This window comes from Xanthomonas sp. NCPPB 2864, assembly GCF_056675615.1.
In genome coordinates this window covers 26,858-50,904 of record NZ_JBWWVS010000003.1, presented here as the reverse complement: position 1 = coordinate 50,904, position 24,047 = coordinate 26,858, and the positions used below count along the sequence as shown (strand labels likewise).

Below are 24,047 nucleotides of genomic sequence, written 5' to 3'. Positions count from 1 at the left end.
GCGTGTGCAGACTCAATGACGCGCTGTTGCGGCCGATACCGCTAGGCTACCTCCACGCCGCACGATTGCTCAGCCATGCCCACGCTCCCCGTTTGCAACGCCTGCCGCGACGGCCAGGACTTTCCCACCGCCATCACCATGGCGTTCCAGCCGATCGTGGACGTGTCCACCCGCAGCATCTACGCCGGCGAGGCGCTGGTGCGCGGCGTCAACGGCGAATCGGCCGGCAGCATCCTGGCCGCCGTGGATGAGCGCAACCGCTACGCCTTCGACCAGGCCTGCCGCATCAAGGCGATCGAATGCGCCGCGCAGATCGCGCTGCCGGCCTTGTTGTCGATCAACTTCATGCCCAACGCGGTCTACAACCCCGAACACTGCCTGCGCGCCACGCTCTCGGCCACCGCGCAGTACGGCTGGCCGCTGGACGCCATCATCTTCGAGGTCAGCGAACAGGAACACCTGGCCGAGCCGGCGCATCTGCTCGACATCATGCGCACCTATCAGGCGCGCGGCCTGAAGACCGCCATCGACGACTTCGGCGCCGGCTATTCCGGCCTCGGCCTGCTGGCCGATTTCCAGCCGGACCTGCTCAAGCTGGACATCGCCCTGGTGCGCGGCATCGACGCCGACCGCAGCCGCCAGGCCATCGTCCGCCACACCACCCGCATGTGCGAGGAACTCGGCATCGCCGTCATTGCCGAAGGCATCGAACACCCGGACGAATACCGCACCCTGCGCGACATGGGCATCCACCTGCAGCAAGGCTATCTGTTCGCCCGCCCAACAATCGGCGAGCTACCGCAGGTGCACTGGCCGGAGTAAGTGGGCGCCACGAAACAAGCGAACCGCCCCCCTCAGCAGACTTGCCATCGCCCCACACAAAATCCCCACCCGATCAAATCAAACAGCACGCAAACCGCTTTTACGATTCCCGATTCCCCAATCCCGATTCCCAGCGGCGCCTAGCCCCATCCACACCCCGCCAACCAACCGCGCCGCCTCACACATACCGCGGTATCGGCCCCAGCTGCGGCGTCTGGTCCGGCAATTCCACTTCCACTTCGTCCACATAGCACCAGCCCCAGCCTTCGGGCGGGTCGTAGCCTTCGATGATGGGATGGCTTGTGGCGTGATAGTGCGCCGTGGCGTGCTTGTGCGGCGAATCATCGCAGCACCCCACGTGGCCGCAGCTGCGGCACAGGCGCAGATGCACCCAGGTGCTGTCGATGGCCAGGCAGTCTTCGCAGCCACGTGCGCTGGGCGTAACCTCGCTGATCTGCGCGGTATGTGTGCACTGGTCGCTCATGAGGTGGTGGACTCCTGTGAGGCACTGACAAGTTCGGATGCCGGCACCGGGTTGGCCTGGTGTGCCAGGTATTGATGGATCTGCGCGACGACCGCCGCGCCCTCGCCCACCGCCGCGGCCACGCGCTTGACCGAGCCGGCCCGCACATCGCCGATGGCGAACACGCCGGGGCGGTTGGTTTCCAGCGGCAGGCAGGCCGGCACGCCATCGCCGCGTGCGTTGCCGGTGACGACGAAGCCACGCGCATCGGTCTCCACGCACTGCTGCAGCCAGCCGGTGTTGGGGTCGGCGCCGACGAACAGGAACAGGTGCCGCAATTCCACCCGTGTGGTCTGCCCATCGGCGCGCGTGCGCAACACCGCCGCCTGCAGGCCGCGCTCCGGGTCGCCTTCCAGCGCCGACACTTCGGTGCCGGTATGCAGCTGCACGTTCGGCAGCACGGCGATGCGGTCGATCAGGTATTGCGACATCGACGATTCCAGCCCTTCGCCGCGAATGATCAGGTGCAGTTCCTTCACCCGCGGTGCCAGAAACGCCACGGCCTGGCCGGCGGAATTGCCGCCGCCCACCAGCGCCACCACGCCGCCCTCGCACAGCCGCGCTTCCACCGGCGAGGCCCAGTACGACACGCCATGGCCTTCGAAACGCTCCAGTCCGTCGATCTCCGGGCGCCGGTAACGCGCCCCGGAGGCAACCACCACGGTGCTGGCCAGCAGCTGCTTGCCGTCGGCCAGATCCAGCTTCAGCGCACCATCGTCGCGCCCGCATTCCAGCGTACCGGCCTCGATCGGAATCGCCAGTTCGGCGCCGAATTTCAGCGCCTGGTTATAGGCGCGCCCGGCCAGCGCCTGGCCGGAAATGCCGGTCGGAAAGCCAAGATAGTTTTCGATGCGTGCCGAGGCACCGGCCTGGCCGCCGATGGCGCGCTGGTCCAGCACCAGCACCGACAGGCCTTCGGAGGCCGCATACACCGCCGTCGCCAGACCGGCCGGGCCGGCGCCGACGATGGCCACGTCGTAGCGCTTGTCCGGGTCGATGTCCGGCGTCATGCCCAGGCAATGCGCCGCTTCGGCATCGCTGGGCTGACGCAGCACCCGCCCACTCGGGCACACCATCACCGGCAGTTCCTGCTCCTGGATGCCGAAGCGCTGCACCAACGCGCGGCCTTCCTCGTCGGAGGCATCGATCACCGTATTCGGGTAACCGTTGCGGGTGAGAAAGCCCTGCAAACGGGTCAGATGCGGATCGTCCGGCTCGCCGATCAATACCGAGCCGGAGGCATCGCCTTCGATCAGGCCGACGCGGCGCAGGATCAACGCACGCATCACCACCTCGCCCACTTCGGCCGAGCTGATCATCAACGCGCGCAGATGTGCGGTGTCGAACGGCAGCGCCAGGCAGCCCTGCGGCCCGGCACGCCCACCGGCCAGCGACGCGCGCCCGGCCAGCTGGCTGACCTCGCCGGTGAACTGGCCGGGCGTCTGCAAGGTGATCGGCTTTTCGTTGCCCAACCCGTCGCGACGCACCACTTCGATGGCGCCTTCCAGCACCACCCACACCGGCGCGTGCGCATCGCCCACGTCGAAGACGAGCTCGCCCGCATCGAAACGCTGCGCCGGCCCGCTGGCAAACCGCCGCGTGATCGCCAATTGGCCCGAGTCCAGCTCGGGGAACATCTGATGGTGGCGGGTATCGGCCAGGGACATGGAATGGCGACGCTGAGGGGGAGTACATGCAAGCATGGCCAGCCGTGAGGGTGATGGCAATCACCCGAAAGGGCCATGCCGGGCGCGACAGAGCGCGCATGCACGAGCAGTACGCGCGTGCACTCCAGTGCGGTGTTTGCGCAGGCAAGACACCTCACGCGGCTGCCAGCGGTACCGCACGCTCACCAGCGGTGACCGGCACAATCAACCGCAACCGTACGCGCAGAACGTTGCCGACGTAGCTGCTGCGCTGGCGGCCAAGCGAACACGGCACTGGGCCCGCAGCCGGTACACGGCACTCGTGTGATCCCGTCGCTCCTGTTGCCCGGGAGACTCCGGCTTGCTCCGCACCGTGCCGACGAAGCCACACCACGCCTTGTCAGTCACGCTCCGGTTGTACCGCCTCCCAGTGCGGCCCGTGCTGGCCGGCGGCCATGCGCTCGGCCGGGCGCACGCGAAACACCACGCTGATGCGCTCGCCCACCGCACGCGCGGTCTTGGCGATGCCGTGCTCGTGGCTCAGTTGCGAGGCATGGCTCATCGCCAGCAGGCTGCCGGGCGCCAGCTCCACACCGATCGCACGCGTGTTGCCGTCCTTTGCGCGCAGCTGCATCCGCCGCGTCGCACCCAGCGACACCAACGCGATCGGATGCGGCGCCAGCAACGTCTGCAGCTTGTCGTGATGCATCGCCACGCTGTCGCGGCCATCGCGATACAGATTCAGGCCCACCGCGTTGTACGGCGCGGGCAACACGGCCTGCACCGCATCGAGCAGCGCCTGCAGTGGCAACCCGGGCGGAAGCGGTGCGTCCAGCCGATACGAGGCCAGCAGGCGCGGCACCTCCACCACACGGTCGTACATCTCGCGGCGCTGGCTGCGCCAGTCGGTCGCCTGACGCAACGCGGCAAAGCACTGCTGCGCCACAGCAGGCGCCAGCAGCTGCGGCCAATAGCGCACGCCGCCCTGCGTATCGTGCAGCAGCTGCACGGGCGCGGTGGGAGTATCGAACAGATCCATCCGGGTGATATGCGGACGGTTTGCGCGATTTCAGCAGCCCGGCGTTGAGATTGCCCGTAGCCGAAGCCCCGCATTCGCACGCTCTCTCGCAGTTGCTGGCATTGCGCTCGTTGCGCACAGAAAGGCGACCGACCTGCGCATCCGCTGCCTCCTGCGCGCAGCGCCGGCAACCTCTCCAAGACAGGCGCACGCATCACCGCCGCCCGCCGCGCACGGGTTAGCGAGCTCAACGATGCAGGCATGGATGTCATGCGATCAGGCCCGACAGCTGTGCTACGGTCCGGCGCTGCATCCGCCTGGAACCGTTCGCATGCAGCATCGCTCAATCGCCTTCTCTCCTTTGCGTTGGCTGGCGCTGCTTGCCGCCTGCGTCAGCTTTGCCGGCAATGCGGCGCCACGCGCGGACGACGCGGGTTTCAGCGCGGTGGACCCGTTGATCGGCACCGGTGGCGAAGGCCACACCTATCCCGGTGCCACGCTGCCGTTCGGCATGGTGCAGCTGAGCCCGGACACGCAGATCAAGCCGCGCAAGGAGGCCTATGGCTGGGCCGCCGGTTACCGGCATGGCGACACCACGATTGTCGGCTTCTCGCACACGCACTTTTCCGGCTCCGGGCATTCGGACCTGGGCGATGTGTTGCTGATGCCGCAGACCGGCCAGGTCAAACTCGAACGCGGCGATGTCGCTACACCGGGCAGCGGCTATACCGCGCAGTTCGACCATGCCAGCGAGCAGGCGCAACCCGGCTATTACGCGGTGACCTTGAAAGACCGCAACATCCGCGCCGAACTCACCGCCAGTGCGCGCGTGGGCGTGCATCGCTACACCTTCCCCAAGGGCACGCCGGCGCATGTACTGGTGGACCTGCGCACCAGCCTGTACGACTACCCCGGCAAGGTGCAGTGGTCGCGGCTGCGCGTACGCGGCGATGGCACCGTGACCGGCTTTCGCGAAACCCGCGGCTGGGCACCCGGCCGCCAGCTGTACTTCGCCATGCGCTTCTCCCGCCCGCTCACCGCCACCCAATTGCACGACACCGAGCAGGACGTCCCGTACAAGGGCTTTCCGCCGCCGGGCGAGAAGAACCCCGCGCAGCGCGCACAGATCGAAGGCCGGCAACTGGTCGGCGTGTTCGACGTTGCCAACGATGGCACGCCGCTGGTGGTCAAGGTTGCGCTGTCGCCGGTCAGCGAGGCCGGCGCCATCGCCAATCTCGATGCGGAAGTGCCCGATTTCGATTTCGACCGCGTGCGCGCCGATGCGCGCGCGCAGTGGACACAGGCGCTGTCGGCGATCGATGCGCAAGGCACGCCGCAACAACGCACCCAGCTCTACACCGCGCTGTATCACACCCTGCTTGGCCCCACCCTGTTCATGGACAGCGATGGCCAGTACCGCGGGCCGGACAACGCCGTGCATCAAGCGCATGGCTGGACCAACTACTCCACCTTCTCGCTGTGGGACACCTACCGCGCCCTGCATCCGCTGCTGACCCTGGTGCAGCCGCCGCAACGCAGCAGCGACATGGTCAATTCCTTGCTCGCCTCGCGCCGCGAGAGCGCCTACGGCATCCTGCCCGTCTGGGCGTTCCACGGCCTGGAAACCTGGTGCATGATCGGCTACCACGCCGTGCCGGTGATTGCCGACGCCTACATGAAAGGCATCGGCGGCTTCGATGCCAACGAAGCGCTCGATGCCATGGTCGCCAGCGCCAACTACGGCCCCTACGACGGCATCGCGCAGTACCTCGAGCTGGGCTACGTGCCCATCGACGAAGAAGGCGAAGCCGCCTCCAAGACGCTGGAATACGCCTTCGACGACTGGACCATCGCGCGCATGGCCGACAAGCTCGGCAAGCCCGCCATCGCCGCAGAATTCAGCAAGCGCGCCGGCAACTGGAAGCATGCCTTCGACCCGGCCACTGGCTACATGCGCGCGCGTACCCGTGCCGGCAACTTCCGCGAACCATTCGATCCATCCACTAGCGGCTACGGCAGCGACTACACTGAAGGCAATGCCTGGCAATACTCCTGGTATGTGCCGCAGGACGTCGCCGGGCTTGCCGCCGCACATGGCGGCGACGACAAGCTGCTGGCGCGCCTGGATGCGGTGTTCGATGCCAAGGTCGACCCCAAGGTGTTCGCGCATATGGAAGACATCACCGGCCTGATCGGCTGGTACGCGCACGGCAACGAACCCAGCCACCATGTCGCCTATCTGTACGCCTACGCCGGCCAGCCCTGGCGCACCCAGGCGCGGCTGACCCAGATCATGGACACCCAGTATCACGCCGGCCCCGAAGGCCTGGCCGGCAATGATGACCTTGGCCAGATGTCGGCCTGGTACGTGTTCACCACGCTGGGTTTTTATCCGGTAGCACCGGGCAGCAACCAGTACATCATCGGCCGGCCGTTCCTGCCGCGCGCCACGCTCAAGCTGCCCAATGGCAAGCGCTTCAGCGTGATCGCCGATGGCCTGAGCAAGGCGCGCAGCTACGTCGGCAGCGCCACCCTCAACGGCCAGCCGCTGACCCGCGCCTACCTCACGCATGAAGAAATCCAGGCCGGCGGCGAGTTGCGCTTCCGCATGCAGGCTACGCCGAACACGCAGTGGGCCACCGATCCGGCGCAGCGGCCGTATTCGATGTCGACGCAGACGCGCTGAGTCAGTAGTGAATGCCCATGCGTAGCCCGCAGGCGTCGCGCTCCACCACCGCCGGCAGGCTGCCGGCGGTGCCTGCGGCAATGCGCTGCGCGCTCCAGCAGGCCACCAGGGCATCCAGCACATCGTCCGGCTTGGCCAGCGCACGCGGCACGCGCTCCAGCAACGCGGCCACCTGCCTGGCGCCATAGCACTGGCCCAGCAAGGCGGCGCGCTGTTGGTGGCCTGCACTGCTCTTCTTGCCCGCCGCCAGGCCGTGCCCGCCGGCGAGCACGGCGAACGACACTTCCGGGTGTACTTCGAACACGCGCTCCGCCCACGCCGGATCGGCGCGCAAGGCATCGTCCCAGGCGCGAATCTTCGACAGCAGCGCAAACGACTGCACGCCAAAGCCACGCTGCCCGTCGTGGTCCAGCACCCGATGCAACGCAGACGCTTCCACCTGCGTGGGTGCATGCAGCATGCCGCGCAATGGCGCGGCAAAGATGCTGGATGCGCGGCGCCCACCCACAAAACGCCGCGCCTGCACATCCGCAGCGCGGGGCGCGTGCTCGCTCAGACCGATCGGGATATCCACGCCCAGCACGGCGACGTCCCCCAATGCGCTCGCCACCGCGGCCACCGTGGGGTAGCCGGCAAACTGCAATCCATCGCCGGCCTGCCACACCGCCAGCCAGCAGCTGCCGGCGCCATCGATCCCTACACACTGCATTGCGATCCTCCCGGTCGTGGCCTGCGTGTACGGGGCAGCAGCACCGCACGCGCGCCATCTGCGTGGCGCGTTCACATCATGCACAACATTCGTTCACCCGCACGCATCGCCATGGTTTCCAGACTGCTCCGCATCGGCCGCAGCACGCTGCGGCACTGCCATCCCCCACTGCAGGAGCCAGCGCATGTCCAGCACCAAGAACCAGTACGAAATGCAGAACCCGCTCACCCAGTTTCCGCAGCCCAAGTTCCCCGAGCAGACCCAGGAAGCGCCGGGCACCATCCATGCATTGCAGCCCAAGGCCGACCACGGCGAGCAGAGCTACCAGGGCTTCGGCCGCCTGAAGGGCCGCAAGGCGCTGATCACCGGCGCCGACTCGGGCATTGGCCGCGCCACTGCAATCGCCTACGCACGCGAAGGCGCCGACATCGTGTTGAACTACCTGCCGGAAGAAGAGCAGGACGCTGCGGAAGTGGTGAAGTTGATCGAGGCCGAAGGCCGCAAGGCGATCAGCATCCCCGGTGATCTCAAGGATGAGGCTTTCTGCAACGAACTGGTCGCACGCGCGGTCAAGGAGCTCGGTGGGCTGGATCTGCTGGTCAACATCGCCGGCAAGCAGACCGCGATGAAAGACATCGCCGACATCACCACCGAGCAGTTCGACGCCACCTACAAGACCAACGTGTACGCGATGTTCTGGCTGTGCAAGGCGGCCATCCCGCACCTGCCGCCGGGCGCATCCATTATCAACACCGGCTCGATCCAGTCCTACCAGCCCTCGCCGACGCTGCTGGACTACGCGTCCACCAAGGCGGCCATCGTCAACTTCACCAAGGGCCTGGCTCAACAGGTTGCCGAGAAGGGCATCCGCGTCAACGCCGTCGCCCCCGGCCCGGTATGGACCCCGCTGCAACCCAGCGGTGGCCAGCCGCCGGAAAAGATTCCCGAGTTCGGCTCGGAAACCCCGCTCAAGCGCGCCGGCCAGCCGGTGGAGATGGCGCCGCTGTATGTGATCCTGGCTTCGCAGGAATCCAGCTATGTCACCGGCGAAGTGTTTGGTGCCACCGGTGGCTTGTTGCTGTCCTGAGTTAGCTTGAAGCGCACTTCCAACGTCACGCCACCAGAACCCTGCCGATCGTTGCACGCGTAGCGATCGGCAGGAGTTTCTTTGGTGGCGTTTTTAGTATTGGCGACAGTCTCGACGCCCGATGCATCGGCGAAAACGCAGACGCAAGGTAGTTCGACCAGCTAAGCGAAGACGGCTTCGATCATGCGAAGCCCCCTTCTCCCGCCGGGAGAAGGTGCCCCAAGGGCGGATGAGGGTACGCAACCCCAACAATGCTCCGCCCACGGCCCGCGCTTATTGCGTCAGCACCACCGTCTGGATCGCATGCGCCGGAATCTCCAGCTCACTCGATGCATCGCCCACGTACAGGTTGTAACGGATCGCCACATCGCTGGCATTCATCACCACCGTCGCCAGGCTGCCATCGGTGTTGAGAAAGGACGTCGTTGCCAGATTGCTGCGGCTGCTGGCGGCACTTACCCGCCGCGCGCCGGGACGGATGAACTTGGAAAAGTGGCCGATATACCAATAGCTTGGTGTGTAAGTCACCTCGCCGGTGCGCGTGTCGGCATGCACCGGCGCAAAGCAGTAATTGCCCACGTGGTTCGGCCCGCCGTGCTGGTCGAGCAGGATGTTCCAGTCGGTCCAGCCCACCGCACCATGATTGAGATCGTTGATGATGGCGGTGCCATAGCGCTCGCCGTTGGGCCAGTACTGCAACTTTGCCGGGTCGAACTTTTCCACCGCCGCTTCGGTCAGCAACAGCGGCTTGTCCGGGTACGCCTGCGCCACCGCCGCCACGTTCTCCACCATCGGCGCGAACCCGGCCCAGGTCTCGTACCAGTGGAAGCCCATGCCCCACGCGTATTTCGCCGCTTCCGGATCGTCGAAGATCACGTGCGCGCGGTGCAGCATCATGTCGCGGTTGTGGTCCCACACGATGATCTTGCGGTCGCCATAGCCGGCCTGCTCCATCGTCGGGCCGAGGTGGTTCTTCAAAAAGTCGCGCTCTTCCTCGGCGGAAAACACCATCGACTCCCAGGTCTGCACCGCCATCGGCTCGTTTTGCAGGCTGATGCCCCAGATCGGGATGCCGGCCTTTTCGTAGGCCGCGATAAAGCGCGTGTAATAGGTGGCCCAGGCCTGCGCATACGCGGGCAGCAACTTGCCGCCCTTGAGCATGTTGTTGCTGTCTTTCATGAACGCCGGCGCGCTCCACGGGCTGGCAAATGTCGTCAACTTGCCACCGGCCGCCGCAATGGCCTGGCGCAGCATCGGGATGCGATAGCGCTGATCGTGCCTGACCGAAAAACTCTTCAGCGCCGCATCGCCTTCCTTGATGTAGGTGTAGCTGCCGCTGCTGAAATCCGAGCTGTGGATGGTGGTGCGCGCCAGCGTATAGCCGATGCCTTTTTGCGGGTCGTAATAGGCAGTGAGCAAGGCGCGCTGCGCGGGCTTGGGCAGCCTGGCGAAGGTCTCGGCACTGGCATCGGTGATTGCCCCGCCGATGCCCAGCAGCTCCTGAAAGCGCCGCTGCGGATTGACGAAGATGGAGTTCTCTTTCTCGGTCAACGCATGTCCGGCGGTGGGCGCATCGGCAGTGCTGACACGCATCTGCTGCGTGGCGCCTTGGGCGGAGGTGTAAACGCGTAGTGCGCCGGCGGGTGCCGCTGGTGCAGCAGCAGCATCCGCAGCCGCAGCCTCTACCGCCTTCGATGCGGGCGTGGATGCAGATGCCGTCGATGCCGGCGCCGGAATCGGCGTTGTTGCTGTTGCTGCTGTTGCTGCAGATGCCAACACCGTCTCAGTCGCAGCACCCCAAACCCCCAGAACCCCCACCATCGACCACGCAATCGTTCGCTTCACCGTGCACCCTCCCAGGTTGGTGAACAAGCCTAACCGACCAACGCGGCGCAACATCGCGCAACAAACGAGCGCAACCGTGCATCCTTCCATCGCCGGACCTTCCCTTCTCCCCTCGGGAGAAGGTGGCCCGAAGGGCCGGATGCGGGTACGTCTGCTCAGAGTGCAACCAACCCACTGCAATCAAGGCAACAACCTAAACCCCAACTGGAAAGACAGCCCCACGACTCCAGCAAACGCACCTTCACCGCAACCCCTCTCCCGCTGGAGAAGGGCTTTGGATCTGCGCGCGGCCTCAACGCGACGAGCGTCGATCAGCGGCGCGCCAACCGATCCAAAATCCCAGGCACTTCCAACCCAAGTTCGCGCGCCAAAAAACCCACCGGCCCAATCCGCTTGGCCAACTGCCTGCCCGCGGCCGCATGCACAAACACGCCCCATAACGCAGCGGTCAACGCATCGCAGCCGCGCGCGGCAAAGCCGGCAATCAATCCCGCCAGCACATCGCCAGACCCGGACGTGCCCAACCCGGACGCGCCCCCGCGATGCATCCACACCACTCCATCCGGGCCGGCAATAAAACTGTCCGCGCCCTTGACGATCACCACGCTGCGCAGCTTCTGCGCAAACTTCAACGCGTACGCGCCCGGCGCCGCTTCCACCGCCGCCTTGTCGTCGCCGGCCAGGGTCGCCATCTCGCCCGCATGCGGCGTCAATACGAATGGCCGGCCGATCGGCGCCCGCAGGCCACGCGACAACGCACCGGCATCCAGCACCAAGGTGCACACCGCCTGCTCGGCGGCGCGCCTGACCATCGCCGTGGTGGTGGCCGACGACGCCATCCCCGGCCCGATCACTGCCGCATCGCAGGCCGCCATCGCCCCATCCAGCGCGCGATGCCCGCGCACGATCTCGCCCTGCCCGTTCTGTGCCAACCCCAGCACCAGCGCCTCCGGCACCGCCAAGGCCATGCCCGGCGCCACACTGGCGGCGGTGGCGATCTGCAGCTTGCCCGCACCGGTGCGCAGCGCCGCCTCGCCGGCCAGCAGCACCGCACCGGGCACACGCATCGAGCCACCCACGATCAACACGCGCCCGCGCTGCTCCTTGTCGCCACCCGGGGCCGGCAACGGCATCGCCCGCAAGGCGGCGGCGGTGAGCATGCGCATGCGCGGGGCGGCCATCAGCGCGCCCCGGCCGGGCGATCGGACTCGGTGGTCACCGGCTCGTCGGCCAGCTCCGGCGGCACGAACTTGGTGCGCAGCAATTCCAGCGATTGCCCATCGGCCGCAGCCGCGTATTCGGTGACGCCGCAATTGGGCACATCACCCTCGCGGTCGATGCCCAGAATGGTGGCCTCGTCCATCCGCTCGATCAGGTAGCGGAAGCAATTGACGATCACCTGATGCCCCACGATCAGCACCCGCGCGCCCACATGGTTGCGCTGCAGATCGCCCACCACCCCGCGCAGGCGGAAGATCACATCGCACCAGCTCTCGCCACCGGGCGGGCGAAAGTAGAACTTGCCCACCAGCTTGCGCTGCTCGGCCAGCTCGGGAAAGGTCGCAAGAATGCCGGCCGTGGTGTAACGGTCGAGGACGCCGAACTCCTTCTCGCGCAAACGCTCGTCCACACTGACCGAATCGGCCGGCTGCCCCAGCGCACGCGCCACCGCAGCGGCGGTCTGGCGCGCACGCACATAGGTGGAACTCAGGATCAGGGTCGGGCGCTCCTGCTCGGGCAAACCGGCCATCCACGCCCCCAACGCCTCGGCCTGGCGCTCGCCCAGCGCCGACAACGGCACATCCGCATCGCGGTGCTCCAGGTCGATCAAGGCCGAGCCATTGGACTCGGCCACATCGCGCGCCACATTGCCCGCGCTTTGCCCATGCCTCACCACCCACAACCGCGCCGGCCACTGCGCCGAGACACCGGCTACCGCACTGTTCTCACTCACATGCTTCTCCTGCACAACGTCGACCTCACGTGTCGCACAGCCGCCGTGAAAACATGGTCGACCAGCGCATCTGTGACCGGTGTTTCAATACGCACGCGCATCCATGACTGATGGCACAGCAACAAGCGAACGCAACGGATGGGTAACGCCGCGCCGGTATACTGCAGCCCCCCGACACCCTGCTGCCCATGTCCAACGTCCTGTTGCTGCGCACGGCAAAAGAGCGCGAAGAACTGCTGCTGGAAGAGGTGCTGGACGCCACCGAGCAGTGCATCGACGTCATCGGCCTGAGTGCCACCAGCTTCGAGCTGATCGCCGAGCGCGCCAAGGTCAGCTGCGGCAGCCTGCTGCAACGTTTCGAAGACAAGGACGCGCTGGTGCGCGCATTGCTCGAGCGCAACTACATGCGCGCCATCCGCCAGATGTGGCTGGTGGAGCGCCCGGCCAACGTGCACGTGGTGGATTTCATCGCCGGCCTGCTCGAAGAATGGCTGCTGCAGGAAATCAACATCAAGCGCACCCGCATCGACCTGGAACTGCACCTGGCCACCCTGCGCGACCCGGTGCTGGCCGCCTTCATGCGCCGGCAGAGCGCATCGCTGATCGAACACCTCAGCGCCCTGCTCAAGCGCCTGTTGCGCGGCCACGCCGACCCGGCCAGCAGCGAACAGGAATTCCAGGCCCGCGTCTTCGCCGTCGCCGCCATGTGCGGCGGCCTGCACAGCGTGATGACCAGCGGCATGGAACTCAACCGCATGCATCTGCAGTTGATCCTGCGGGAGAGTCTGTCGGGGATTTTGAAGTCTGCGCCGGTGTAGCGTCAGCCACTTTCCGCCTGGTCTTCCAGACTCGCCGCCCACTGCATCTGCTTCAGCGCATGGGTCATCTGATCGGCAAGCAGCTCCAGACAAAACGCCAACTCGTCCATGCAGATGGCTGGCTGCCGCGCCTGCTCTTCAGCCTGCGTGCGTGGCTGCGCCAGACGCGCCAGAAACCGCATATGGTCGCGCAGTTGCTGCAAGCGGTATTGCGCGCCTTCTGGCAGGTAGTAGCCTGGGTATGACTGCGCATCTCGTACAACGTCCGACATGGCCTGCTCCTCATTCCATGGAATCAGCCCGCCCGCCGCAAGGCGACGGAAGGGAAGTCGGGAGGCTCGAAACCGCGTGTAGCCGGCGGGCGTATTCCCCTTGCGGGTGTTGTATTAGCCGCCCTCCCGACGCAGGCATCACGTCGGTTGCACCCACAAAATATGCAGGCACAAAAAACCCACCGGTTTGTCGGAGGTGGGTACCGCTACACGTGGAGTTTCGAGGCTCCGTAGTCGAATCCTGCTACTGCAGCAGCCTGGCGTCAATAGCGCAACTCATGCAGACCAGGTAGCAGAGAGTGCTTCTGCCTGCTGCAATACCGTGCGAACCGCGGCATCCTGCAAATCAGGTGGATAGCCGTATTTGCGCAGGATGCGTTTCACCAGCACGCGCATGCGCGCACGAGCCGAATCGCGGCGCGCCCAATCCACCGAAGCGCTGCCCTTGAGGTTCACAAGCAGCTCGTGTGCGATAACCTTGAGTGCATCGTCGCCCATCACCTGCACTGCAGAATCATTCTCTGCCAACGCATCGTAGAACGCGACTTCATCCTCGCTCAATCCCTGCTCTTCGCCACGCGCACGTGCGGCGCGGATGTCCTTGGCGATGCGGATCAGTTCCTGCAAGACTTCGGCAGTGGTGATGGCATTGGCGTGGTAGCGCGCAATCGCATCTTCCAGCCGTTCCGTAAATGCCTTGGTCTCCACAATGTTGCGCTTGCTGCGCGAACGGATACCGTCGTTGATGAGCTTGCGCAGCGCTTCCAATGCCAGGTTCTTCTTGTCCATCCGCTGCACTTCGGCAAGGAATTCGTCCGACAGGATGGAAATGTCCGGCGACTGGATGCCGGCAGCCTTGAGGATATCCACGATCTCGGTGGAGACCACCGCACGGCTCACGATCTGGCGGATGGCGAAATCGCGCTCCTGCGAGCTGATGCCTGAACCCGTCGCGCTTTTGACCAAGGCTTCGCGGATAGCCTGGAAGAAGCCCACCTCCTCACGCACCGCGAGCGCCTCATCCGAGGCGGAGGCCAGCGCATAGGCCGTGGACAAGGCCAGCACTGCGTCCTGGTAGCGGCGTTGCGCCGCCTTCTTGCCATCGTCGCTGCTTGCCGCGGCCATCCATTGCTGCTGCTGATCGAGGATCCATTCGATCGCACCGGCCATCATCGTCAGACGCTGCTGCGGTGTGCCATTCAGTGCAGTGAGGTAATCAAAGCTGTGGTACATGTCCCGTACGACTTCGTACTTCTCCCGCATCACGGCGATCGCCTGCGCTTCGTCGATGCCGGTGTTCTGTTTGTCCTGGGGCGAATACTGCGCCAGGGCGGATTTCAGGTTCTGCGCGATACCGATGTAGTCGACGATCAATCCGGCCGGCTTGTCCCGGAACACGCGGTTGACCCGCGCGATGGCCTGCATCAACCCGTGCCCCTTCATCGGCTTGTCCACATACATGGTGTGCATGGAAGGCGCGTCGAAACCGGTTAACCACATGTCGCGCACGATTACCAGCTTCAACGGGTCGGCCGGGTCCTTGGCGCGGCGCGCCAAGGCATCGCGCCGGGCCTTGTTGCCGATATGCTGCTGCCATTGCTGCGGGTCACTGGCCGCGCCGGTCATCACGATCTTGACCGCACCCAGCGTGTCGTCGTCGCTGTGCCAGTGCGGGCGCAGCTTGACGATTTCGTTATAAAGGTCAACGCAGATCTCGCGGCTCATGCACACCGCCATCGCCTTGCCATCCAGCGCAGCCACACGCTCTTCGAAGTGCGTCACCAGGTCTTGCGCCACCAGGGCCAGCCGCTTCTGGCTGCCGACCAGCCGCTCCACTGCCGCTGCCCGCCCTTTCAGCTTTTCCTTTTCATCTGTGCCTTCCCCCTCAAACAGGGCCTCGACCTCGGCATCCAGATGGGGCTTTTCGTCTTCATCCAGTTCAATGCGCGCCAGCCGCGATTCGTAATAGATCGGCACGGTTGCACCATCTTCCACCGCGCGGCTGATGTCGTAGACATCGATGTAATGGCCGAACAGCGCGGGGGTATTTACGTCGGTCGCTTCGATGGGCGTGCCGGTGAAGCCGATGAACGAGGCATTGGGCAACGCATCGCGCATGTATTTGGCAAAGCCATACGAGACCACGCCGGTCTTTACGTCCACTCTGGCTTTCAGGCCGTACTGGCTGCGGTGCGCTTCATCGGCAATGACCACCACGTTGCGGCGCGTGGTCAATGGCGCCTCCACTTCGCCGAACTTCTGCAAGGTGGTGAAGATCACACCGCCGCTTGCGCGATCCAGCAGCCGCGCCAGATCCTCGCGGCTATCGGCCTGCACCGGTGTCTGCCGGAGCAGCGCCTTGCACATCGAAAACGTGCCGAACAACTGGTCGTCCAGATCGTTGCGGTCGGTCAACACCACCAGCGTCGGGTTGCGCATCGCCGGGTGCTGCACCAGCCGCCCGGCGTAGAAGGCCATCAGCAGGCTCTTGCCGCTGCCCTGCGTATGCCAGATCACGCCCGCCCTGCGGTCGCCTGCCGGCTGCGCTTTAACGCTGGCCAAGCCGTAATTGGCTGGATCTTCGGCAATGGCCGTGCGTGAGGCGCGAATCGTCGATTCCACCGCGTGGTTGACCGCGTGGAACTGGTGGTAACCGGCAATGATCTTGACCAGCCCGCCACCGGTTTCGCCAAAAGCGGTGAACCAGCACAGCAGCTCCAGAAACCGCTGCGGCGCGAACACCCCTTCGATCAGCGTTGGCAGCTCCGGCTGCCCCTTGGGCAGCACCTGCCTGCCGTCGGTGGTGCGCCACGGCATGAACCGCTCCAGATCGGCGGACAGCGAGCCGGCACGCGCGGCAATGCCATCGGAAGTGACCAGCACCGCATTCGTATGGAACAACGCGGGGATCTGCTGTTTGTAGGTCTGCAACTGGTTGAATGCACCCACCAGGTTTGCACCTGCACTGCCGGGTGCTTTTAGTTCGATCACGGCCAGCGGCAGGCCGTTGACGAACAGCACCACGTCCGGCCGGCGTCTGGTCTGGCCGCTGATGACCACAAACTGTTGAACAGCCAGCCAGTCGTTGTTCTCCGGGCGGTCAAAGTCGAGTAGCCAAACCTTGCCCGCTGTCAGCACACCATCGTCTGCGTAGTACTCGACATCCACGCCTTCGGTCAGCAGCGTGTGGATGCGGCGGTTTTCTTCCAGCAAGTTCGGCAAGTCGTTTTGGGTGAGCTTGCGGATGGCGTCTTCCCTCGCCTCCGGCGGCAGCTGCGGGTTGAGCCGGGTGACGGCATCGGCCAATCGCTGGTGCAGCACCACGACATCGTGGCTTTCGCGTTCCGGCGCGCTGCCATCAGGGCCGATGGCCTCGTCTGAGGTGACGGCGTAGCCCAGCCCACTGAGTTGTTCGAGCAAGGCTTGCTCGATGGCGGCTTCGGATAGAAAGGCCATCAGACAGTTTCCGCCATTCGTTCGGCATCCTTTACCCGCAGTTCGCCGGAGAGCAGTTTGGGTAGCAGGGTGTCGCGGAGTTGGATTAGGGTCTGGGATTGCTGAACATTCAACAAGATTTTCTCGAACCACACGGACACAGCCTTCTCAAATCTTTGAAACATTTTTTCAGACGGAACAGCAATCTTTATTGCGTCGAATGTTTGACGCGTTATAGTCGAAAACACAGAGCCATGCGCCATGGAGCGCAATTGGATCACCATGTATTGCGCAGCGAGAAACACGAAATAGTCGCCCACCCCGTACTTTCCTCGCAATCCATAGCACGACTGGTTGAACGTCATTTCGCGCCCAGCCAGCGCCAAATTACCCACAGTGCCCCGTGCAGAAATGATGGTTGCGCCTTTAGGAATAAGGCGAACAGAACTTTCCTTAGCACCGGCTTGTGTGATGTTTTTTTCCGTCCTAGTTACGAATAAATCACTTGCAGCAGGTGTATCCACGACTGAGAACCAAGGAATATCACCATCCCAGTACTCATCCACGCTAGTCTTCGGCGTTCCACCGCCAATGATTTCCACTATTTTACTGAAATCTGCAACACGCCACCCCTTCGGAATCAAGCCCAATTCCGATTCCTGCATGTCTTCTGGCGGTAAGCCGTCGAAGTCCACGAACCAGGATTTGAACAGGGCGCGGGCCAGCGTTTCCAGCGCCTGGTTCGAACGTCGGTTTAGCTCTATTTTGTCATCGAACGCGCCGAGGATCCCTGAAATCCTGCGCTGTTCTTCGAGGGAGAAATTCGGGATCGGCAGATCGCCGATCTCTTTCAGGTTGAAATTCGGCTGCGCTGATTGCGCCGATGAATTTTTAATCCAAGAGCGACAGGCTGGCGATTGAATTGAATAGTGAATAAAGCGTGGATCAGCCTTAGATTGATCAGGAGTGATGATACCTACTGCTTGATTAGCATTTGCAGGAACATGCTCTGGTTGTACGATTGCCGTTTTTCCCAAATAGGCGCCCGCCATCGAGAAGAGAACATTGCCTGCGCAAAGCTGAGATCTAGCGAGCGCGTCGTGAGTTAGCTTATCGATGTACGCAAATTTATCTGTATCAATCGTGCCATCTGAAGTGATCGATTCCGACTTAATGTAGTTGATCCCGACAGAGACGAAGCCCTCGCCTCTCGATGGAGTCGTCCCCTTGGTAATACGAGTCGTTAAATCCCGTAAAGGAACGTAGTCAATTTCACCCTTCATCGCCAAGATTTTTTTTCCTTCTTTTACCACCACCTTGTCACGCTCAATGATCTTACGAAACGACTCGCCCGTCGTCTGCCAATCCACCACATCGACCTTCCACGGCAAATCCGATTCGGAAAAATCATCGGCCAGCGCCGCACTCACCGCCAGTGACAAGGGCTGGTCGGTGATGATGGCCAGGTCCAGATCGGAATACTGCTTGGCCAGCCATTTGGCCCGCGAACCGAAAGCCCATACTTCATATTGCGGAACGTGCTTACGCAGAATGTCGCGCACGATCTGCAAATGATCGGGCCGGATGTCGATATTGGGCGTATCAGACATTGCGTGCTTCCAGCTTTTGCAACAAGTCGCGCGCATCGACGATGAAGTCCAGGTTGCCCTGGTACATCTTCTTCGCCTTTTCGTGGTCGTAGGTGTGCGCGGTGATGTTGCGCATCTGCCGATACTTGAACCAGGCTTCTACGTCGGCAATCAAGCCCTTTTCGGCAGCCACGCGCAGCACTTCGCGAAAGTTGGTTTCATCCACCTCCTCCGGGCTGGCGGATTCGGCCTCGATCTGGCGCTTGAGCATCTTGATGCCGATTTCATAGACGAACTCGAAATTCTGGATGACGCCTGCCACCAGCGTGTTTTTCACCTGCTTCGATTGCTGGTCGAACCAGGTGCTGTCGCTGACCACGCCCAGGCTGTCTTCCAGAGAAGACACCGCATTGCGCAGTGCTGTGAGGTCGAGTTTCTCGTTCATCATGTCTCTCCTGTCAGAACCCCAGGTTCTTCAGATTGATCTCGATCGCTGCGTCAAGCTTCGCCGCTTCCTGCTGCTGCTCCCGCCACAGCGTTGCCAGGCGCTGCATCTTCTGCGCAAACGGTTCGCCGTCATCCTCTTGCGCCGCTGCGCCGACATAGCGACCCGGCGTGAGTACATGGCCGTGCTTGCGCACCTCGTCCAGAGAAGCGGACTTGCAGAACCCGGCGATATCAACATAGTCGCCTGCATCCTGCTCGCCACGCCATGCGTGATAGGTCGCCGCGATCCTGGCCACCTCGGCATCGCTCAATTCGCGCCGGGTGCGGTCAACCAGTGTGCCCATGTTGCGAGCGTCGATGAACAGGATCTCGCCACGGCGGTCGCGTAGCTTGCTCTGTAGCACCAGTCCGTTGCTGCGGTCCTTGGCCAGAATCCACAGGCAGGCCGGAATCTGCGTGGAATAGAACAGCTGCCCAGGCAGGGCGACCATGCAATCGACCACGCCGGTTTCAATCATCGCCTTACGGATGTCGCCTTCGCCGCTTTGCTGGCTGCTCATCGAGCCATTCGCCAGGACAACGCCGGCAAAGCCGTGCGGGCTGAGGTGATGGACGATGTGCTGCAACCAGGCGTAGTTGGCATTGCCCACCGGTGGTGGCCCGAACGCCCAACGCACGTCATCACGCAGCCGTTCGCCGCCCCAGTCGGAAATGTTGAACGGTGGGTTGGCCAGGATGAAGTCGGCTTTCAGGTCGCGCAGTTCGTCCTTGTGAAAGCTGCCCTCGTTGTTCCAGCGGATGTCGCTATCGATGCCGCGCACGGCGAGGTTCATCTTGCACAGGCGCCAGGTCGTGTAATTACTTTCCTGCCCATAGATGGCGATGTCGCCAATGCGCCCGCCGTGCTCGTTGACGAACTTCTCGCTCTGCACGAACATGCCGCCGCTGCCGCAGCAGGGGTCGTAGATGCGGCCCTTGTATGGCTCGATCATCTCCACCAGGGTGTGCACCACGCTGCGCGGTGTGTAGAACTCGCCGCCGCGCTTGCCTTCGGCGCCGGCGAACTGGCCGAGAAAATATTCATACACGCGGCCCAGCACGTCTTTGGACTTGGCGCCCTTGTCGTTGAGCGCAATACCAGAAATCAGGTCGATCAGTTCGCCCAGCATCACCTTGTTGAGCGCGGGGCGCGCGTAGTCCTTGGGCAGCACGCCTTTCAGCGATTCGTTGTCCTTCTCGATAGCGCGCAAGGCGTCATCGATCAGCGTGCCGATGCTCGATTGCTTGGCGTTTGCCTGCAGGTGCGACCAACGCGCCTGCTTGGGAACCCAGAAAATATTCTCGGCGAGGTACTCGTCCTTGTCCTCTGCAGCCTGTGGATCTTCGGCCAGCAATGCTGCGTGCCGGGCTTCAAAGGCATCCGAGATGTATTTGAGAAAAATCAGGCCGAGCACAACGTGCTTATAGTCGCTGGGCTCCATGTTGCCGCGCAGCTTGTCGGCGGTTTTCCAGAGCTTGTCGGCGTAGTCGAGTTCGGACACAGATTCCTTCTTGAGCGGTGCAGGCGCGGGTTTGGCCCGTGCCGGCTTGGGCTCGGGTGCAACATTGGGCGTAGCTGGCATCTGTATCGCCGCCGTCAAGGCAACCGATCCACCTCGCCCCCGACCAGCGCGGATGCGGCCGTCGTCGATCAGTTGCTGCTTGATGCGTTGGTAGGTGCTGTCCTGCCAGCCCAGTTCCTCACGCAGGCGTTGATTGCCCGCGCTGCCGCCAAGCGAAGCCAAGGCGGCGATGAAGCGCTCGATCTTTTGTTCGGTAGATGTCACTTTTTCTTCCTCTGGCTTCAGGCGGGCCAGTAAAGCCGCTTCAGCGGCACAATGCGTTTTGTCTCGGCGTCGGTAGCCGCATAGTGCTCGATCAGCGCGCGCACCACATGGTCCAGCGTCCACAGCGCCAGTGGAATGGACGCGCGATCTGCTTCGTACTGCGCATCCTTGCTGAAGCCGCCGGTGCTGACATACAAACCGCGATCATCCTTGTGGCGCCCACCAAGAAAGCTGCGAATGTCCTGACTGCCCATCTGCCCCTTACGATGCTTGACCTCCACGACAATACGTGGATGTTCGAAGCCAAACCCGTCGGGCGATGCAACGATGTCTTTCCCACGGTCCGAGCCGGGAGGCGAGACCTGGGTCTTGTAGCCCATCGCTCGCAGAATGCCGGCCACAAGTTGCTGCATATCACTCCAGCCAAGCTCGCTGACCAGATCCTTGATGCGCTCGAGCGCCTGGGATTCGATACCTGCGAGAGGGTCGGCAACGGCTTCGTCCAGCGCTTCTTCGATCTCCTGTACCGGCTTACCTTTGAGCACTGCCAATATCTCGTCGGCGGCACTGGGCGGCACCTCAAACAATGTCAGTGTGGAGCCAAGGCTATTCTTGGTTGAGATACCCAGGTGATCGCGGGGAAGCTCCTGCTGCAGCCATTGCACCTTCCGCGCAAGTGCTATGCCTGATTCAGCCGACTCCGGGAGGTACTCCGCCTGCCCCGCCACAGTGCCAACTGCGTAAAGGCGATTCGCTGGCGAGTAAGTAATGACCCAATCGTCTTGCTGAATTTCATTTACGAAACGCCATACCTGAGAGGCTCCGGAAATGACGGTACCAGGTCTGGCCAATGGCTCAGCAGCCTGATAAATGGCGATCAATTGCTTGCGATCAACACCTGGCTTGGCCTCAGCCGCGAGCTGTGTCCAACCTACTGCAACCACGCCTTGCTCGCGAAATGCTTCGTACAAGCTCCCGCCCTCACCGCGCACCATCCACATCCGTGCCATCACGACCTTCTTCTTAAATTCAGAATTTTCTATACATTCTTCGTCGCAAGACCTTAGCACCAGTCGTCTTCACGCTGATGCCTCACTGCGAGCGCGAGCACCGTCTGCTTGTCTTGGACTTCGAACAACAGCGCATAGCCACTTGGGCCGAAGCCAATCACCAGCTCACGCTGGAAAGGGTCGCCTTGGCGAACTTTACGACAGCTCAGCGGTGCCACTTCAAGTGCAGCGATGCTCTCACGAATGGCCTGTAATGCACGCTCAGCGATGGCGAAATCGCCATCGACACGCTGCAGCAGCCAGTCGTAAAGCCGCGCAAGATCGTCGCGCGCTTCTTCGGTGAAGCGGATCGTGAAGCGCACTCTGGTTCAGCCCTTGCGCGCCTTGTCCAGTTGGGACTGCAGCCCGGCCAGCACATCCCTCGCGTCAATTTACCGGTCAGACGCCTTGGCGCTGTCACGCGAGGCCAGCCCGCGCGCAATGAAGGCTTCCTGCTGCTGACGCTGCTGCACCTGGGCGCGCACGGAGTGCTCGACAAAGCTAGAAAGCGTCTCACCCTCCTGCAACACGGCTTCGGCCGCTTCGCGCAGCGCGGGATCTACCCGGAGCGACGGAAGAGATGCGGATTTCATGGCAGGCCCAGTGCGTTGCAATTGCGATGCATCATCGCAAGTGAGCGCCGGTGCTTCAAGGTTTTCTTTGCGAACCTAAGCCGACGATGTCGCATACACAGCACTTCTCCAAGGGATGCACAGGTCGAGGTCCGCCTGGGCAACCCTGCTTGTGTGGCACCACGAGATCCTTGGGCTTCAATGCCACATCCGAGTCTGCCGCATTCCATATTCCGGAATATGGAATGCGGCGAACGACATGTTTGTGCAGGCAGTCTCAGCTATACGCTGCCTGGACCGGTGGGTCTACAGGTCAAAAGCAAAAGCCAAAAGCTCTCACCCAATACTTCGCGGCTTGACCGCCTCATCCTGCGCCATCGATCTTTCCTGTGCCAGACTTTGCGCTTGCGCCAACGTACGCGCGTCGAGCTCTTGCAGCTTTGCCAGCGATTGCTCCACCGGCGTACTGACTGCCACGTCAGTGGGCATGCTGGCGCGCAGATGGGCCGGGTTGCTGGGTTCGCCCTGTACCACGAACACGGTGGCACCGGCCGCTGCACGCGGCATCTGGCTGCTCAGCATTACGTGGTCGATGCGTTCGAGCCCGTGCTCTTTTGCCAGGTGGGCCAGGCTGGCGCTCATCCGCTCGCTGTGCGCATCGCTTGCGCGGCCCATGCTGGCATCCAACCGGCCAACCAAGGTGCTGGCTTGTGCATGCAACGGATGAGGCGCGGGGTGGGCGTCTTCTGCGTCTGCCTGTCGTGGCCTCCCAGGCGCCGGCGCTGCAGGCCCGCCGTTCTGCAGCTGCGGCTGGGCCGGCCGATGCCCCTGCTCCTCCTGCCCTGGCCGTACCCCTTCACGCCCTCGCCCTTGGTCCTGATGCTGCTCCCGCACCGGCCCGGGTGTGGTGCTGGTCAATACGTATTGCCAGCGTGTCTGCGCGGGGTTGCCTTGAACCGCCGCGATGAACCCATCGTACTCGGCTGGATGAATTGTCTGGCAGCCAGCCGAATCGGTACTGCCGCTGGAACCGCGATGAATCTTGAAGGTGTCGTTGAGATTTTGCACACCGTTGAGATCGGCTTGATCAAACCAGCCGTCCGCATTGCTATCCCGCTGTACCCCGCCCCGCCCTGCATCGACTGCCGCCTGACTCGGGCGTAATGCGTTGTCTTGGGTGCCTGGCCGGCTGGGATTTGGGTGCTGCCCCATCCGCATCTCGATGGTGCCTTCGCTCAGGCGACCGAGATCCCTGATGCCATCGGCATTGACATCCTCGCCTTCGATCTTCCTGGGCCTGGTGATGCTTTCAAAGCCTGGCGACGGTGCAAATGTCCTGTTCTCCATGCCGCCTTCCGCACGCGGGCGCCGCCCCGTGTTGCCTGCATGATGATCGTACTGCGCAGTCGGCTCGGTGTTTGCTTGTTGGGCGACCTGCGTATGACGCGTGCCATCGGCATCCTTCCACAGTACGACCAGGCGGTCGTTGTAGACGCCCGTGCCGCCCTGAGCTTCGTTGATGGCAGGGGTTGCCGGATCGTCGCTCCGCAAGCTTCCGGCATGCGCGCGATCCTGCATGGCCGCAAGCGTTGAGTTTTCCTGGCGAAGGCCTAATACCACGCGCTCGTTGGGTCGCGAGAGTGCCTCGTGCGCGGCTTCGTTACCTCGCACCTGTACGATGCTGGCGTAGACGTCATAGCGCTGTGCGTCGCTCAAGGCAGCCATTTGCGCTTGCGGCGGAATTGCTGG

19 protein-coding genes and 1 pseudogene are annotated in these 24,047 nt (G+C 63.3%); 4 read left to right on the top strand and 16 right to left on the bottom strand.

From position 1 onward, the window contains the following. The first annotated feature begins 75 nt into the window (after window positions 1–75). The gene (locus AC1KVE_RS08610; RefSeq protein WP_024938629.1) at window positions 76–822 is read left to right on the top strand and encodes an EAL domain-containing protein; all 747 of its coding nucleotides are present in this window, start codon (window positions 76–78) and stop codon (window positions 820–822) included. A 178-nt stretch (window positions 823–1,000) separates the two neighbouring features. Here the strand turns inward: AC1KVE_RS08610 and AC1KVE_RS08605 are convergent, their stop codons facing one another. The 3 genes from AC1KVE_RS08605 to AC1KVE_RS08595 form a co-directional block, all read right to left on the bottom strand. After that, window positions 1,001–1,306 carry a UBP-type zinc finger domain-containing protein gene (locus tag AC1KVE_RS08605; protein WP_016904212.1) on the bottom strand — a complete coding sequence of 102 codons (306 nt, stop codon included), beginning with the start codon at window positions 1,304–1,306 and terminating at the stop codon, window positions 1,001–1,003. Next, entirely contained in the window at window positions 1,303–3,012 is a 1,710-nt protein-coding gene (locus AC1KVE_RS08600; protein WP_039815453.1) for an FAD-dependent oxidoreductase, read from the bottom strand. Before AC1KVE_RS08600 ends, AC1KVE_RS08605 begins: the two co-directional genes overlap by 4 nt. A 379-nt stretch (window positions 3,013–3,391) precedes the next feature. Next, window positions 3,392–4,030: an alpha-ketoglutarate-dependent dioxygenase AlkB family protein gene (locus AC1KVE_RS08595; RefSeq protein WP_184431878.1), complete on the bottom strand. Its 639-nt coding sequence runs from the start codon at window positions 4,028–4,030 to the stop codon at window positions 3,392–3,394. Between the two features lie 310 nt (window positions 4,031–4,340). Between AC1KVE_RS08595 and AC1KVE_RS08590 the strand changes: the two genes are divergently transcribed. Beyond that, entirely contained in the window at window positions 4,341–6,695 is a 2,355-nt protein-coding gene (locus AC1KVE_RS08590) for a GH92 family glycosyl hydrolase (RefSeq protein ID WP_481092747.1), read from the top strand. Between the two features lies 1 nt (window position 6,696). Here the strand turns inward: AC1KVE_RS08590 and AC1KVE_RS08585 are convergent, their stop codons facing one another. After that, a complete protein-coding gene (locus tag AC1KVE_RS08585; protein ID WP_481092746.1) occupies window positions 6,697–7,404 on the bottom strand; it encodes a DUF429 domain-containing protein in 708 nt (235 codons plus the stop codon). 184 nt (window positions 7,405–7,588) lie between these two features. Between AC1KVE_RS08585 and AC1KVE_RS08580 the strand changes: the two genes are divergently transcribed. Next, window positions 7,589–8,491 carry an SDR family oxidoreductase gene (locus tag AC1KVE_RS08580; RefSeq protein WP_154831605.1) on the top strand — a complete coding sequence of 301 codons (903 nt, stop codon included), beginning with the start codon at window positions 7,589–7,591 and terminating at the stop codon, window positions 8,489–8,491. A 273-nt stretch (window positions 8,492–8,764) separates the two neighbouring features. Here the strand turns inward: AC1KVE_RS08580 and AC1KVE_RS08575 are convergent, their stop codons facing one another. The 3 genes from AC1KVE_RS08575 to AC1KVE_RS08565 all read right to left on the bottom strand — a co-directional run bounded on the left by AC1KVE_RS08575 (window position 8,765) and on the right by AC1KVE_RS08565 (window position 12,305). After that, on the bottom strand, window positions 8,765–10,324 hold the full coding sequence (locus AC1KVE_RS08575; RefSeq protein ID WP_481092786.1) for a glycoside hydrolase family 30 protein: 1,560 nt from the start codon (window positions 10,322–10,324) through the stop codon (window positions 8,765–8,767). A gap of 323 nt (window positions 10,325–10,647) precedes the next feature. Further along, window positions 10,648–11,517, bottom strand: coding sequence for an NAD(P)H-hydrate dehydratase (locus AC1KVE_RS08570; RefSeq protein ID WP_481092745.1), 870 nt, complete (start codon window positions 11,515–11,517; stop codon window positions 10,648–10,650). Next, the gene (locus tag AC1KVE_RS08565) at window positions 11,517–12,305 is read right to left on the bottom strand and encodes a histidine phosphatase family protein (RefSeq protein WP_126968486.1); all 789 of its coding nucleotides are present in this window, start codon (window positions 12,303–12,305) and stop codon (window positions 11,517–11,519) included. The genes AC1KVE_RS08570 and AC1KVE_RS08565 overlap by 1 nt, the downstream gene beginning before the upstream one ends. A gap of 173 nt (window positions 12,306–12,478) precedes the next feature. Here AC1KVE_RS08565 and AC1KVE_RS08560 point away from each other — a divergent pair, with 173 nt between their 5' ends. Then, window positions 12,479–13,108 carry a TetR/AcrR family transcriptional regulator gene (locus AC1KVE_RS08560; RefSeq protein WP_005920554.1) on the top strand — a complete coding sequence of 210 codons (630 nt, stop codon included), beginning with the start codon at window positions 12,479–12,481 and terminating at the stop codon, window positions 13,106–13,108. Window positions 13,109–13,110: 2 nt separating this feature from the next. Here the strand turns inward: AC1KVE_RS08560 and AC1KVE_RS08555 are convergent, their stop codons facing one another. The 9 genes and pseudogenes from AC1KVE_RS08555 to AC1KVE_RS08515 all read right to left on the bottom strand — a co-directional run bounded on the left by AC1KVE_RS08555 (window position 13,111) and on the right by AC1KVE_RS08515 (window position 23,510). Continuing rightward, window positions 13,111–13,380, bottom strand: coding sequence for an XAC0095 family protein (locus AC1KVE_RS08555; RefSeq protein ID WP_104590522.1), 270 nt, complete (start codon window positions 13,378–13,380; stop codon window positions 13,111–13,113). A 276-nt stretch (window positions 13,381–13,656) separates the two neighbouring features. Continuing rightward, window positions 13,657–16,836: a type I restriction endonuclease subunit R gene (locus AC1KVE_RS08550; RefSeq protein ID WP_481092744.1), complete on the bottom strand. Its 3,180-nt coding sequence runs from the start codon at window positions 16,834–16,836 to the stop codon at window positions 13,657–13,659. Beyond that, window positions 16,836–18,425 (bottom strand): restriction endonuclease subunit S, encoded by a 1,590-nt coding sequence (locus AC1KVE_RS08545; protein ID WP_481092743.1) that lies wholly within the window; start codon window positions 18,423–18,425, stop codon window positions 16,836–16,838. Before AC1KVE_RS08545 ends, AC1KVE_RS08550 begins: the two co-directional genes overlap by 1 nt. Continuing rightward, a complete protein-coding gene (locus tag AC1KVE_RS08540) occupies window positions 18,418–18,849 on the bottom strand; it encodes a nucleotidyltransferase substrate binding protein (RefSeq protein WP_481092742.1) in 432 nt (143 codons plus the stop codon). The genes AC1KVE_RS08545 and AC1KVE_RS08540 overlap by 8 nt, the downstream gene beginning before the upstream one ends. A gap of 13 nt (window positions 18,850–18,862) precedes the next feature. After that, window positions 18,863–20,473, bottom strand: a complete 1,611-nt coding sequence (locus AC1KVE_RS08535; protein ID WP_481092785.1) for a class I SAM-dependent DNA methyltransferase — start codon at window positions 20,471–20,473, stop codon at window positions 18,863–18,865. A 221-nt stretch (window positions 20,474–20,694) separates the two neighbouring features. Next, entirely contained in the window at window positions 20,695–21,687 is a 993-nt protein-coding gene (locus AC1KVE_RS08530; RefSeq protein WP_040964891.1) for a restriction endonuclease, read from the bottom strand. 53 nt (window positions 21,688–21,740) lie between these two features. Further along, on the bottom strand, window positions 21,741–22,049 hold the full coding sequence (locus AC1KVE_RS08525) for a type II toxin-antitoxin system RelE/ParE family toxin (protein ID WP_007963395.1): 309 nt from the start codon (window positions 22,047–22,049) through the stop codon (window positions 21,741–21,743). A gap of 6 nt (window positions 22,050–22,055) precedes the next feature. Beyond that, window positions 22,056–22,319: pseudogene (locus AC1KVE_RS08520) on the bottom strand (YlcI/YnfO family protein). Between the two features lie 315 nt (window positions 22,320–22,634). Then, on the bottom strand, window positions 22,635–23,510 hold the full coding sequence (locus AC1KVE_RS08515) for an XVIPCD domain-containing protein (protein ID WP_481092784.1): 876 nt from the start codon (window positions 23,508–23,510) through the stop codon (window positions 22,635–22,637). Between the last annotated feature and the right edge of the window lie 537 nt (window positions 23,511–24,047).